Origin of the sequence: Virgibacillus sp. LDC1 (genome assembly GCF_025792345.1) — a bacterium.
Lineage (GTDB): Bacteria > Bacillota > Bacilli > Paenibacillales > Paenibacillaceae > Paenibacillus_AQ > Paenibacillus_AQ lautus.
This window is the reverse complement of sequence record NZ_JAOXLZ010000001.1, coordinates 114037-128805: the sequence shown is the minus strand read 5'-3', so window position 1 is coordinate 128805 and position 14769 is coordinate 114037. Positions and strand designations below refer to the sequence as shown.

General features: G+C 52.5%; 8 protein-coding genes. 1 reads left to right on the top strand and 7 read right to left on the bottom strand.

What is annotated here, in order from left to right; genetic code table 11:
• Positions 1-61 precede the first annotated feature (61 nt).
• From OHJ21_RS00600 to OHJ21_RS00585, 4 genes are all read right to left on the bottom strand, one after another.
• Entirely contained in the window at positions 62-4711 is a 4650-nt protein-coding gene (locus tag OHJ21_RS00600; RefSeq protein ID WP_486019160.1) for an S-layer homology domain-containing protein, read from the bottom strand.
• Positions 4712-4835: 124 nt separating this feature from the next.
• A complete protein-coding gene (locus OHJ21_RS00595; RefSeq protein ID WP_326112529.1) occupies positions 4836-6368 on the bottom strand; it encodes an extracellular solute-binding protein in 1533 nt (510 codons plus the stop codon).
• A gap of 95 nt (positions 6369-6463) precedes the next feature.
• Positions 6464-7381 carry a carbohydrate ABC transporter permease gene (locus OHJ21_RS00590; RefSeq protein ID WP_076320516.1) on the bottom strand — a complete coding sequence of 306 codons (918 nt, stop codon included), beginning with the start codon at positions 7379-7381 and terminating at the stop codon, positions 6464-6466.
• Positions 7382-7397: 16 nt separating this feature from the next.
• The gene (locus tag OHJ21_RS00585; protein ID WP_071222838.1) at positions 7398-8366 is read right to left on the bottom strand and encodes an ABC transporter permease; all 969 of its coding nucleotides are present in this window, start codon (positions 8364-8366) and stop codon (positions 7398-7400) included.
• A 756-nt stretch (positions 8367-9122) separates the two neighbouring features.
• Between OHJ21_RS00585 and OHJ21_RS00580 the strand changes: the two genes are divergently transcribed.
• A complete protein-coding gene (locus OHJ21_RS00580; protein WP_486019159.1) occupies positions 9123-9332 on the top strand; it encodes a hypothetical protein in 210 nt (69 codons plus the stop codon).
• A 388-nt stretch (positions 9333-9720) separates the two neighbouring features.
• Here the strand turns inward: OHJ21_RS00580 and OHJ21_RS00575 are convergent, their stop codons facing one another.
• The 3 genes from OHJ21_RS00575 to OHJ21_RS00565 are packed head-to-tail and all read right to left on the bottom strand — an operon-like array spanning position 9721 to position 14746.
• On the bottom strand, positions 9721-11331 hold the full coding sequence (locus tag OHJ21_RS00575; protein ID WP_486019158.1) for a response regulator transcription factor: 1611 nt from the start codon (positions 11329-11331) through the stop codon (positions 9721-9723).
• 38 nt (positions 11332-11369) lie between these two features.
• On the bottom strand, positions 11370-13160 hold the full coding sequence (locus OHJ21_RS00570; protein WP_486019157.1) for a sensor histidine kinase: 1791 nt from the start codon (positions 13158-13160) through the stop codon (positions 11370-11372).
• 29 nt (positions 13161-13189) lie between these two features.
• Positions 13190-14746, bottom strand: a complete 1557-nt coding sequence (locus OHJ21_RS00565) for an extracellular solute-binding protein (RefSeq protein WP_486019156.1) — start codon at positions 14744-14746, stop codon at positions 13190-13192.
• Positions 14747-14769 lie beyond the last annotated feature (23 nt).

Sequence of the window (14769 nt, the reverse complement as noted above, 5' to 3'; positions counted from 1 at the left end):
ATGTACAACTCTCTGGTACATAACAAAGACCCGTTCGATAGGATCGAACGGGTCTTTAGCTTTAACGGTTAATGAATTCTGCCATCTGCAGCATTCGGGTTAATACGACTGCGCCTTCAGCCCGGGTAGAATGGGCTTCCGGTACGAACCGGTCAGAAGAACGTCCTTCCATCAACCCTGATTTGACGATGGCCGACACGGCCTCTTCGGACCAGGACGCAATGCGTTCGCGATCCTTAAATCCTTCCAATATGGAGTCCGAATCTCCTGTCTCCATATCCGTACCGGCAAGCTTCAGTGCACGGAGCAGCAGGACACTCATCTGCTCACGGGTAATCTCCTCGTTCGGACGGAACGTTCCATTGCTGAAGCCTTCGATAAGTCCATGCTCCACTGCCGTAGCAACAGCGGCTGCATACCAATCGTTTGCCTTCACATCCTGGAAGCTCGCATGATCTCCCTCATCCTTCAATCCTAGCGCACGGACGAGCATCGCCGTGAATTGCGCTCTCGTGATCGTCTCGTTTGGACCAAAATGCGTATCGCTTAATCCCTCGATCAATTGTTTCGAGGCCAGCAGCGAAATGTCCTCGCGGGCCCAATGGCTGCTTAAATCCTCAAATGTCTTCTCTTGGGAAACAACGGAGTAAACGCCGCTTTCCCTCCACTTAAACTCCGCTTGGGATTTGCCGTTCGACGTGCGAATGAGCGCCGGTACGAAGACCAGCTTGCCGGATGCCGGATCCATCCGCAGCACCGTCGTTTGGGATGGACTGACGACACTGGATAGTCCCTTGGTAAACTTAGCATAAGGTCCCTTAAGCGCCGGCAACGCAGTTAACGTATCTCCCTGTTTCCAAGCCAAGTTTATGGAAAGTGATGCATCCAGTACGGAGGCTCCGGCCTCCAACGCTGCCTTCACCCGATCCTCTTCTTCTTTCGAAGCTAAACCGATGCGAATTTGCAGACTTTCCGCCGTCCCCCGCTGTTGCATAGCTTCCGTTAGCGACTGCAGCTGAATTTCCAATCGGCCTTGGGAGGATTCCAACACGATGGAGCCCCCCGGCAGGTCCTTCACAGCAGCGCTCAACCCCTGAACCGGCAAGTGAAGAACAACGGAATCCGAAGCGTCGGTCACCGAATACGTAAGCACGCGTGATGCCGCGGGCAGCTTGCTGAGCCGTTCCACGTCCCCGAGCATGCCTTTCTCACTCGCATCCGCTACGATGACCGTCCCACCGCCCGGTGCTGTCTCTTTCTTGATGCTCAAGCGCTCGGGCTCCGATGGCTTAGGAGGTGGTGGTGTCGATCCTCCACCGGGTGAACCGGAACCGCCACCCGGAGAACCTGGATCGGATCCGCCGTCTCCCGTAGAGGTCCGGATTACCTCGAACGTTTTGCTGTTCGTTTTGAATTCGTCAACGAACACGTCCACGGTAATCGAATTGACGCCCGTTTGCAGAGGCACATTAGCTGTAAATTCACCTTTCGCCGACAGGGTCGCATCGGCACCGTTCACCTTCACGGCCGCTTGGCCGGGTCCGAGAACTTCCACCAGCCCTTGCAGCGCAAGCTGGCTGTCGCGCGTCTCTTTGCCCTCGTCATCCATCAGCCCGCTTAATACGGCTGAGCGAACCTGATCCCCGGTATTGTAGGCATTGGCCACAAGCTGACGCAGCGTTCTCGTGCCTGACGGGTCCAGGGTGGAAATGACAAAGCCTCCCTGCGGAATAACGCTGTTATTCTCTTCCGGCGCTCCCCAGCTCCAATTGATCGCTTGGTTCCGGTTGACCACCCGGGTCACGTGGCCCGTGTTGTCAACCACCACTTCAACCCCAAAGCGATTCGTGCCCGTGGAGTATCCGAAGGCTTCCGTCATCACATTAACGTTGCCCTCAATCCGGTTGATATTATAGAAATTGCCTTCCAGGAACGAATCCGGACTTCCCGGCAAGCTCATGCCGAGCTGGTAATCCTTCACCCACTCCTTATCTTGGAGAGCAGCCGCCGCGATCGGCCAGTTGACCTGGGATGCGTCAAACAGCATCAATCCGTTCGTGGACTTCAGCCCCGCCTGGAACACTTCGCGCTGGACGGCCGGCGCCTGCACGTTGTTCATGGCAATGCCTGCATACAGCGGAATTTCCCCGTTCGTTACGATATTGCCAAGCGTAATGTATTTCTGGATTTCCTGACTGGTCGTTTGATAAGCCCCGATCATCAGAAAATCCAAATACTCGATGTATCCGGTTTGGTAATATTCCTCCGTATACACCGACTCGTCCGGCATGCCGAGTGCGGGATTGAACCGGAAGTTCTTGCTGCCCCAGTTGACGCCGTTTAGATAATACGTCTCATACCAGGATCCTACATAAGAGGATACCTCGATCTTTCTGCCTTCTGAGACTTCATAGGAATCCACCAGCGCCTTCACTTCGCCGAAGAAGCTCTGAATCGTGCCCGAGCGGAATTCCCACCAGTCCTGAATCAGCGGGCCGTATACCCTTACATTGTTTTCATAGGAGAAGATATCGTTTGGCCAATTGACAAGCTGCTTGCCCCGGGCCTGCAAAAACTGCTCGAATTTCACGCGGGTTTCGTCGCTGAAATCGGCCCCTTCGTTGTCATACCGGCTTCGGTCATGGACAACCCCGTCCACGTCGTAGTTCTTGATGATTTCCTCGAACGTTCTAAGCTGGTAATCGCGGACCTCGTCATTGGACGGATTGACAAAGGCAACCAGGCCCTGCTTTTTGCTTTCGCGCAGACGCTTGATCTCGCCGTTGTTTTCAGGGAAATACACGCGTTCTTCCCAGTCGAGGTGGTCGTTCAGAACCGCATACTCGTTATGGGCGATCGATCCTTCGGCAAACACGTTGATCGCCGCATGGATCTCTAATCCCAGGGCATGGCCATGGTCAATGAACTCCTGCAGCAGATCCAGATCCGGACTTGCCCCCGCCTTTTCGGGTGCCTTGATCTCGCTGACGTAAGGTCTGCCCGTCAAATCGTTCTTTTTGTACGAAACATAGCCTTCAACGCCCTTCACGTCAAACGCGACCGACGTCACGCCCGTTTCCTTGGCTTTTTGCAGAAATGCCAAAACATCCTCGCTGGTTTTGAACTTTCTCGCATTGGATGCCTGGTCCACCCAGAGAATGACTTCTTTTTCCGGAGAAAAACCAGGTCTGGCAAACACGGCCAAATGACGCACATCCTGCTCGATGTCATTCTTCATCACTTTCACTTCGATATAGTTGGTGCCGTTCGTTAACGTATAATTATGAGTGAAGGTGCCATCCGCTTCAAACGGAATCTCGTTCCCGTTCACCAGCAGCTTGATCGCCGCAACATCGTCTATGTTGTCGATGCGCCCCGTGATGGCGGTGCTGCCTTCCGTTACGGTGTACATCGTCTGGTTATCCAGCGTGAGCCGTGCAATGAGGCCGTTGCCGCTCATGATGTCGCGTACCTGAACCACTTCCCCGTTCTTGCGCAGCTTGATCATGTCGCCGACCTTAAAGTTCTCGGCCAAATACCGCTTGATGTTGTTGCCTGCATAGCTGTTGTCCTGTGCCATCAGCACATAACCGCCTTCGGGAATTTCAAGATCGGTCGGTCCGGTCCAAACCGGGGGCTTGCCGTTGATCGAAGGATTGACCACCAGCAATACGCGGTTGTTGGCATCCACCTGCACGGCCACATTGGTCTGGGGAATCGTGATGGAGCTGCCGTAATCTCTCGTAAATACCGCCACGATGTTCGGCACGCCCGTGACATCCTTATCGACGTAATCCAGCTTCTTGCGCGGACCTTCGATGTCGATCGTAATATCCTTCGGAGCCGCCTCGACTTCAATATAATCCTGGTTCTCGATCGGTTCGTACACGATGTTCAGCGTTTGAACGGCCAATTCGCCGTCTCCCTTAAACAGCTTTACCTCAGCTGCGTTCGGGCCCGGCTCCAAATACACATTTGTGCGGAACACCCCATCCGCCGTAAGCGCCGTTTCATCGCCATTGACGGTCACGCTTAAATCCAGGTCCTCGGCATAGTTCGCCACAAAACCCGCAATCTCAATCACCGGGATATCCACGGTCGCATCGTTTGGCGTAAGCAGATGCAGCTCCGGCGGCAGCGGATCCGGCCCAGGCCCCGGCAGATCCGGCAGGTAATCGGCTGCCCTCACTTCGACGCCCGCGCGCATCAGCTTCACCGAATCTCCTGTTTTGTTTTGATTAAAGAGAGGCTTTTGAAAAGCGGATTGCTCCCACGGAAACGTGCCGCCTGCCACGACGACATAACCGCCGGCCGGAATCGGCAGCAGCGTGCCCGGATCCCAGGCCGTCGGAGGATCGGCGTCCGGTCCGAGAATGTCCAGTACTTGACCGCCGGCATCCACCGAGACCGCCACATGAAGCGTGGGAACCCATACCTCATCGGTGTACACGGAGCCCGTAACCGAAGCGCCGCTCGTGTACAGCGCCAAGTAGTCATTTTTGCTCTCCAGGGCGTCGCCTGCCACGTTGATATCCGTGAATTCCAGACTGTCTCCGTCTTGGGAGACCAGCGTAACCGGGTCGGGAACCGCGCTTTGAGCCGGGGCAATTTCGTTATCCGCGAACGCGGAGGAACCAATCGGCACGATGAGCGATACGATCAGCGACAAACTGAGGAGCAGCGCGATCCGCCTGCGAAATAAACGATACATCAAGGAATACCACCCTTCTTTTATTCAGAATGAACGATCACGTGAATATAAATTCAACAGTCACCCCCTTTACGAATTTTGAAAAAGCAGCTGCTTGCGCAGACTGCTTTTTCGTTTAGGTCATTTACTTCGTGGATTGGAACCATTCATTTGCTGCGGTCACCATATCGGCTCCACCTTCGGCTCTCCATTGAGCCAGGAATTGATCGTAAGCATCAATCGGCTTCGCTCCGGAAATGAATTGCAGCACATTGTCATCGAGCAAGGTCGTCAATTTCAGCAGGTTTTTGGATACAGCTTCAATTGGCGGTGCGGTGGACATCGGATCCACTACGATAATGCCCTCGGCATTTTTCTGGAAGGCTTCGAAATGCGCTTGCAAAATCGGATCCTTACGCACGCGTGCCTGCCAGTAGATCGGGTACTTCTCTTCGTCTACCCCTGTCAGGAAGCTGCTTGCATTGTTCAATTCATCATTAAAGATCGGCAGAATTGGATAGTACTTTCCGTCCTTCACTTCATGATGGACGCCCTCTTTACCCAGCGCGATGCCTTTAAATGTCTCCGGCTCCAGCTTCGCGTTCAGGAATTCCATGGCGGCTTCCTTATTCTTTGAGGATTTCAGAATGGCAACATACCAAGTGGTATTCGCTTTTGCCCCGACCACGGCTTTGCCGTCCTTGCCTTTCAGATAAGGAATGATGGACGTTTTGGCTTCCGGGAAGTTTTTCTCCAGCGCAGCAATCGTCGTGCCAGCATTCCACCATGCTAACTTATACATGGCCGCATTGCCGCCCGAGAATTTCTCGATGGACTTCTGGGCAGTATTGATCGGTGTTTCGGTGTCCAGTAGGCCTTCTTTATACAGTTTGTTCATAAAGGTAATGTATTCTTTCATCTCCGGCTGCTCGGCACGATGCACCAGCTTGCCGTCAACCTCTTTCCAATCCGTCAAAATGCCGAATGTCGTGGCGATATCACCGTACAGGGAATCCTTGCTCATGGTGAGCGGAATTACCTTTTTCTTCTCTTTGATCGTTTTAAGCACATTGTAAAGCTCATCGGCAGTGGTCGGCATGGACAGTCCCAATTCGTCCATCCAATCCTGTCTGACTACCAATTCCTCCCCAATGCTTACGCCAGCCCCAGTTTCAGGAATGCCGTAAATCTTCCCGTCGATGGTGGCACTGCCGAAGGATTCCTGCTTGATGGATTGCTTAATATAGTTGCCGTGGGATTCCAAAAGCTCATCGATCGGCTCGAGCGCTCCCGCAGAGGCCAGATTGTAGAACTGGGCTGCATTCAATTTCACCAAATCATAGTTATCTTTGCTGGATACGAGCAGGTTCAGCTTCTCATCCGCGTTCTCAGCCGGCAGCAGTTCGTATTCCACATTGAATCCGGTTCTTTCCTGGATGTACTTGGCCACATATTCAGTCTTCGGATCAAACAATCCATATTGCATGATCATGCGCAGACCCGGTTTTTCGGCCGTTGTGTCTTTGTTCCCCTCATCTTTCGGGGTGCTTGCCGGTGTGTCCGATGGTTGAGCCGCCGGCGTGTCCGTCGTGCCGCCTCCCCCGCCGCCGCATCCGGACAGTGCCAGCGTGAATCCGAGAATCCCGGCCAGTACCGCGGATTTTTTAATCTTGATCATGGATAACCCTCCTTGTGATTGAGAAATTCAATGAATTCTGCCATCTGAGCAATACGAAGCGCATCACCACCTTTATAAAGTAAGGCCGGATGACCCTATCCTTTAACCGAACCTACCAGCACGCCTTTGACAAAATACTTTTGCAGGAATGGATACACCAGCAAAATCGGGATCGTTGCCAGCAGGATCGAGGAAGCTTGAATGGACTGCGGCGTTGCGTTAATCGCGGCGTCGACATTATCCTTCAGGAAGTCCCCGCTGGACGAAACCAGCAGTTCCTTCAGGTACAGCTGCATCGGTTTGATTGCCGGATCGGTAATGTAGATCATCGCCGCAAAATAGTCATTCCAGAAAGCGACTGCAAAGAATAATCCAATCGTTGCCATGACGGGAAGCGAGAGCGGCACAATGACCGAGACCAGGATGCGGATATTCCCCGCGCCGTCCAGCTTGGCGGACTCCTCCAGCTCATCCGGAAGCCCCTCGAAATAGTTTTTAATGATGAGCATGTTGTACACGTTCACCATTGCCGGCAGGAATAACACCGGGAAGGAGTTCACCAGATTCAAATTCTGCATGAGCAGGTAAGTCGGAATCAATCCGCCGCTAAAGAGCATCGTGAATACGAAAATCAACAGCAGCCCTTTTCGTCCCCGCAGCCGATATTTGGACAACGGATAAGCCGTCAGCGTGGTTAGAAACAAACTGCAAGCTGTTCCGATGATCGTCAGAAAAATGGATACCTTGAGCGAATTCAAGAACATGGAATCCTGCAGCACATACTTGTACGTTTCGAATTGAACCCCGACCGGGAGCAGTCCAACCTGGCCCGATATGACGGCTCCCTCGCTGCTCAAGGATTTCGCGATCAGGTTCATGAAAGGAAGCAGGGTCGTTAAACCCATCAAGATGAAAAAAGCATAATTGAATACCGAGAAGCATTTTTCCGAAAACGATGTTTGGATGACACCTCGGGTGGTGTTTGTTCCTTCCAAAGCTTTTTTGTGATCCATTTGCGCCACCCTTTCTTTACCAGATTCCGCGCTGTAAGTATTTTCTGCTCATGGCATTGCCCATGATGACCAATGTGAAGGATATTACGGCTTCGAACAAACCAACCGCGGTCGAGAAGCTGTAATCCTGGTTCCCGAGACCCTGCCGGTATACATAGGTTCCGATGACATCCGACACCTGGTACACGACCGGATTGTACATGACGAGAATCTGTTCCGTTCCCGCTTCCAGCACGTTTCCGAGACGCAGGATGAACATCAGGACAATAATCGGGGCGATCCCCGGGAGCGTTATGTGCCACAGCTGCTTCCATCGTCCGGCCCCGTCGATCTTCGCCGCTTCATACAGCATCGGGTCGATCATTGTAAACGCTGCCAAATACACGATCGTGCTCCAGCCCGTTTCCTTCCAGCCTGCCGAGGTGATCAGCACGCCTCGGAACACGCTGTTATCCAGGAAAAACGCAATCTGCTCCATGCCCAGGGATACCAAAACTTTATTGACGATTCCTCCGTTCGTTGAGAGGATATCGATAAACAATCCGCCAACAATTACCCAGGACAGGAAATGCGGCAAATAGATGACGGTTTGCACCGTGCGTTTAAATACCATATTCCTCAGCTCATTGAGCATCAGGGCGATAATGATGGGGAGCGGAAACAAGATCACGATTTTCAGGAAGCTGATGATGACCGTATTTTTGAATACCTGAGCAAAATCCGGTGACGTGAACAGCTTCTCAAAGTGCTTCCATCCCACCCACGGGCTGTCGGCAAATCCGGTGAAGATGTTGAAATCCTTAAATGCGATCGTAATGCCGTACATCGGCGTGTATTTGAACAGTAAAATGAACAAGATGCCCGGTACGAGCAGCAGATAAAGATCCCACTCTTTCCATATGTCCGACCCTAAGCGGCCCCAGTAACCTCGTTTTTTCTTCATCTCTCTATACGGTGCCGGCGATGGTTCTATCGTGGGTTTCATCGACTCGTCTCCCCCTTTCTATTGATTCAATCTCCTTGGTTACTACAAATTGTAATTCCCGGAGGAGGGACTGAGTAGGCGAGGATCATTACTATTTATGGTAATATGATGTTGTGTTGAGGCTTGGACGTCAGTAAATGTGCCATGAGGTTGCGGTGGGTGTTTCATGCGATGTTAACTTGTGAGGATCGGCCACCGTTGCCAACCGAAATTCATAACTGAAATTCAAACCCTTTGCTTTCAAAACTCCTAGGACCATTTGCACCTTTTGAACCCACATCGAAAAAAGAGGATGGTTCAGCACTCCGCATGCGGATTGTTCTTCCGATCCCTGTTACCCCCGGATTTCTTCTGAATGGATAGATAAAGTGGAAATCCGGGGATGGCTTATGCTTCCGAAGCTAGCTTTCCAGAGGAAAGCTTTCAGGGGACCGCTGCCGCTTCTCCAGAACAATTCCGCCTGCTCCGTTGAAGCTTGCTCAAGAATGATGTTGGCATTCGAAGCACGGTGTTGCCCTGCTTCGTCGCCATAGCGAGGCCTCGTCTGCTCTGCACCGACCTTGGCCTCCGTACATCACCCCCAACCATACCGCGCGGGTGATTACTTCCGCCCTGCCGATGGTTTAGGCTGGGGGTAATAGCAAACGAGCCGTTCGGGATGGATGCCCCGAACGGCTCGTTTGGTTAGTTTATGTACTGCGCAGGCTCTGCCGCGCTGCGCTTCCCCTCTCCCCCCACCCAAAGGGGAGGAGGCTTTTGGGTGGTTTGGACCCTCACCGAACCAGCGGAGAGGGCGAATCGATTCCGGAAAAGCGTAGCGGTCGCCTTTGGAGCCGAATTTCTTCCTCTGTCATCATCATTCCGGAAATTCGGCGACAACAGCGATTGGAGGAACGATACGACCGCGGAGCGGCTTTCAATCTCTCCCTTTCCCCAACCTCAAGGGGAGGCTTTTGGGTGGATTGAACCCACGCGAACCAGCGGAGCGGGCGAATCGATTCCGGAAAAGCGTAGCGGTCGCCTTTGGAGCCGAATTTCTTCCTCTGTAACATCCATTCCAGGAAATTCGGCGACAACAGCGATTGGAGGAACGATACGACCGCGCAGCGGGCTTTCAATCTCTCCCTTTCCCCAACCTCAAGGGGGAGGCTTTTGGGTGGTTTGGACCCTCACCGAACCAGCGGAGAGGGCGAATCGATCTCGGAAAAACGATAGTGGTCGCCTTTGGAGCCGAATTTCTTCCTCTGTCATCATCATTCCGGAAATTCGGCGACAACAGCGATTGGAGGAACGATACGACCGCGGAGCGGCTTTCAGGTGTGTAAAGCAGTGCCGTACAGCCTCTCCCGCATCCTCACCCCTTAAACTCCCCCGGATTCACCCCCCAATACTTCCGAAACACCTTGGTGAAATAACTGACATCGCGGTACCCGACCAGCCGGGCGGCATCGTACACCTTGAGTCCCTCCTGCAGCAGCGACTTGGCGCGCTCCATTTTGCGTTCCAGCACATAGGTTGAGAAGACAACCCCCATTTCCTGCTTGAACAACCGGCTGAGGTAGGAAGAATTGACGTAGAGCCGGTCCGCCACCGTATGCAGCGTAATTTCCTGGTCCATCTCCTCCTCGAGCAGGTTCAGAATATCCTTCACCACCTGATTGCTCGTCGTTTTCCGCTGCTCGCTCATAAAGGAGACGATATGCTTCACCGTTCGCTCCAAGAGCGACCAGGTTTGCATTTTGGTGCTCAGCAGCTTGACGTTATGAAAATATTCGATATCCTCACCGACGACTCTTTTTACTGTCCAGCCCTGCTTCTGAATCATCCGGGTAAAGAAGCTGTTCATGTATAAAACCGCCTCATGAAATTCGTCCGAGGATTCGGATCTGGAGAAGGCTTCTTCCCATAACCCCTTCAGCGCCTCCAGGGCTTTCGTCTCGTCGGCCGTTTCCAGCGCAATCTCCAGCGTCTTCTCCAGATTCTGCTGCACGATCACGCCCTGGATATCCCGCCTCAGCTGTTCACGGTAAGGAATCGCAAGATCGTGTCCGTACACGACGCGGTCTTGAAGCGCCCGGCAGGCTTGCGCATACAGCAGGCTCATATCTTCAATCGCGCCGATCGAAGCACAGATGCCGGCACTTGCCGTTAACTTCAGCACTTCCTTCGTCTGGGAGAGCAGCTTGGATACATCCGCATTCAGTCGCAGCATGGCCTCCTTGGCGTCCTGGTTTTCCTCCACGATCAACACCATCAGCAGCATATTGCCGGAATCCGATGTGATCCAGCGGGAAGGATGGGACAATAGCTCCTTGGCCAGGCACTGCATCGTAAACTGCAGCAGCTCGACATCCCCACGTTGAAACCGGGTCTCATGCTCCGGCAGCGGGTCCAGGTCCACCACGGCCACCGCAATGCGGTCGTCCTCCTTCAACGGAATATATAGTTCCTTGCTTTTGCTAAGAACGTCCTGTTTGGTATATTTGCAGCTCACCCATTGGATAAAAAAGAGATTTTGCAGGTGCGGAAGATTGTCCTTCCATTTCTGTTCCAACGCCGCCTTGCGCTGCCACTGCTCCAAATCCTCCCGCAGCTGCTGCCTCGCTTCAAGCACCGCTTCGAGAATATCCTCCTCGCCGGCAGGCTTCAGTAAATATTTGGACACCCCGTATTCCAGCGCCAGCTGCGCGAACTCGAAATTATCATGCCCGCTCAGGATGATCATTTTCGTCAATCGACTGATGTCCTGCCGGCTTCGCAGCTCGCCGAGGAGCGTCAGTCCATCCATTTCAGGCATCTGCACATCGATCAGCATAATATCCGGTTTCTTCCGGCTTACAAGCTCAAGGGCTTCGATGCCATTGGACGCCATACCGACCACTTCAATTCCATGCTTGTCCCAAGGGATATTGTAAGCCAGTGCATTACGCAGCCGGGGTTCGTCTTCCACAATCATGAGATTCATTTATGTCCTCCCCTTTTGAGCGATCTATATATGAATACCTACTTCAGGTTAACTTCCTTGCAGCGATCCAGCGGAATGGAAATCGTGACGGTTGTGCCTTCGCCTGAGACACTGTGAACCGTGAGTTGGGCTTCCCTGCCATAATACAGCTTCATTCGGCTCAGCACGTTCCGAAGGCCGAACAGATCCTTTACATGGTCCTCATCCTGAGAAGACGCCGGCACACTGCGGGAACCCATCATCTCCAGCTCATGCTGGATATAACGCAGCCGTTCTTCCCTAATCCCCGGCCCGTTATCCTGTACGCTAATGACCACGGTCTGCCCCTTTTCGATCCGACTGGATATGACCAGGCTCCCACCTGAGGATTTACCCTCCATGCCATGAATGATCGCATTCTCCACCAAAGGCTGGAGCAGGAGCTTGAGGAGCGGAACGTCCTTGCTCTCTTCCGATATGTGATAATCCACGGTGAAATTGTCCATGAAACGAAGCTGCTGAATTCGTAAATAGTAGTGCAGATGGGTGATGCTCTCCTCAATCGTGAACACCTGCCTGCCCTTGTTCAGGCTCAACCGGAAAAACTTCGACAGATTCATCACCATCTCGCTGATCTCATCCGCATCGTAGTTTTTGGCCGTCCAATAAATCGAATCAAGGGTGTTATACAGAAAATGCGGGTTGATCTGGGATTGCAGAAACTTCAGCTCCGTTGTCGTTAATCGCAGCTGCTGCTCATAATGATCCTCGATCAGATGCTTCTGTACGACGGCCATCTTGTTAAACGACTGAATGAGAAAGCCGAACTCGTCCTTCCGCTTGGTATCGACATGAATATTCAGCTCCCCGCTGCTGAGCCGCTTCATCCCGCGCGACAATTTCAACACAGGTGAGGCAATTCCGCTGTAAACCACCCATGAAATAATGATGGCCAGCAGGATGCTCAGCCCGATGATCGCAACCGTGAACAGGCGCAGCTGATCCGTCTCTTCGTACAGCTCACTTTTCGGCTGCACCAGCGCGAGGCGCCATGCGGAGTAATCCGAGTCAATCGCTACGGTCATATCCTTGTGGGAAATGTTATCCTCGTATTTTCTGCCTGTCTCCACCACCACTTGTCCCTTTTCGTTCAACAGGGCGATACGACTGTTCTCGGAGGGAAGCAGCGTCTTGATGATATTTAACAGCTTGCTCTTGTTAAAAGACACCACCAGCAGATTCGACTGCCGCTCGCTGTTGTACAGATCCATGGCCCGGATTAAGGAGACGCTGTCCGTATTCGTCATCTGGCCAAAAGTGATGCCCTCCGCCACTGGGGATTCCGACATCACGTAGGAAATCCCCGTTCCGTTCCTCCGGGCAGCTTCAACAAGCCATTCCCGCTGCGTCTCACCCGTCAGCTCTTTGACGCCATAATGAGTAGAGATTAACCTGCTGGACGCCGGATGATACACCGAAATTTGGGATACAAACCGGTTCACCGAAACGGAATTCAATAACTGATCCAATATATCCGAGAAATCCACGATCGAATGAGGGGAGAAGTTGGTGCTGTTTTTGTTCAGCAGCTCATTCATTCCAGGGTCGCTTGCAATCAAAGTGGATATTTCCTCTACGTTTTGCAGCGCCAGATCAAAATGATTCATCGCTGACGAAAGTGCCATCTCCGTCCGCTCAACTGCCTGTTCATAGAGAATATCCCGGGACCGTTCCACCGCAAACAGGCTGATGATGACCAGCGGCAGCAGGATCAGCAGAAAATAACCGGTCAAGCGGGTTTGAATATTTTGCGAAAACCGATCCCGGACCCAGCGAATCAACGCCATCATTCGAGTCCCCCCTCCCTTGGCGGCCGACATCATTGTTTGGAGTACCATTCATTCACTTCCTTCGTGATTTCATCTCCTCCTTCTTCCTTCCACCTCTCCACATAGTCATCGAAGGCATCCAGCGGTTCCAGCCCCATAATGATCTTCGTAAACACGTCCTCCAGATTTTTAAGCTTATTGCTGTACTTCGTCATGGCAGGTGTGGGAACTCCGTAGAATGCGTTAGGAACGATATGCTGATTAATCATTTGCAAGTTGTTGTATAGATTGAAATCGCCTAGGGAGTCAAGCCGCTCCTTAAACAGCATTTGGTCCGGCACATCAACAAGCGACTGGTAAATGCCACGGTACAAATGCTTGTCGTGAAGCGCAAAATCCGTAACGATCGCCCCGTCCTCCCAACGCCAGATTTCGTTCTCGAAGCCGAGCTTCAGCGTCTTATAGTCGCTGGCGATAAAGTCCAGAAACTTAATCACGTCGGCTGCTTTCTCCGATTCAGCGGGAATGACATTGTAACCGCGGATAATATCCTTGCCTTCTACCCCTTTAAATCCGTCCGGTCCCGTGGGATACGGAAGCGGCATCCATACAGCCTCCGGGTCTTTGCTCATATTGGCCGCAATCGGCCCCCGCGTGTCGTACCATGCTGCGGAGAAGAGGCCCACCGTGCCATTTTCTATCTTCTCGAACAGATTATTTTGCAGGTTTAAAGGAAACTCCCGATCGAGCAGCTTCTCCTGATACAGCTTGGCAAAAAACGCGAGGGTTTCCTTCGTTTCAGGCAGAATGCTTCCGTTCACCAGCTGCCCGTCCCGTTCAAACCATGTATTCCGCTGCGTTCCGAAGGCGCCGAAGAACGGGGAAGACCTGCCTAATTTCGATGTCAGGGTAAGGCCGATCGTATCCTGCACGCCGTTGCCGTCCGGATCATCGAGCGTAAAGGCGCGGATGACTTCGTAATATTCGTCCAGTGTTTCGGGCGGCTCCAGACCAAGCCGATCAAGCCAATCCTTTCGGACATACATCAGCTCTGCCCCAGTCACCTCATTCAAGCTCGGAACCGCGTAGATTTTACCGCCATATCGAACCCGATCCCAGACCTCCGGCGGAATCTTCTCCTTTAGATGGGGACCATACTTGTCGATTAACTCATCCAGCGGCATAAATGCCTTTTGCTTGACATAATTGTCGAACCAAACTGGTTCATACGTATGAAGCATATCCGGCAAGTTGCCCGAGGACATAATGACATCCAGCTTCTCGTTGTATACCTCAGGCGGCGGAAGATTAACTCCGATCTCAAGCCCCGTGCGCTCTTCAATGTAATTCAGATACGGATTGTCATTCTCGTCCATCCCGGCAGGGAACGTCATCCCGAGACTGGAAATGACGATGCTGATGGATGCGCTTTTCGGTTGATTCTCCAGCGGATGATCATCCTTAGGGCCTGTACTGTTACACCCAGCAGCAAGGAGCATCAGAAATACACAGACGGGAAGCAATAGAACGTTACCTTTAAGCAGCCTTGACACCTTTCGATTCCCATGTTGAAAAAACTCATCATTACAGGCCTTGTTCATCGGCATATGTCCTCACTCCCTCAGCTAGT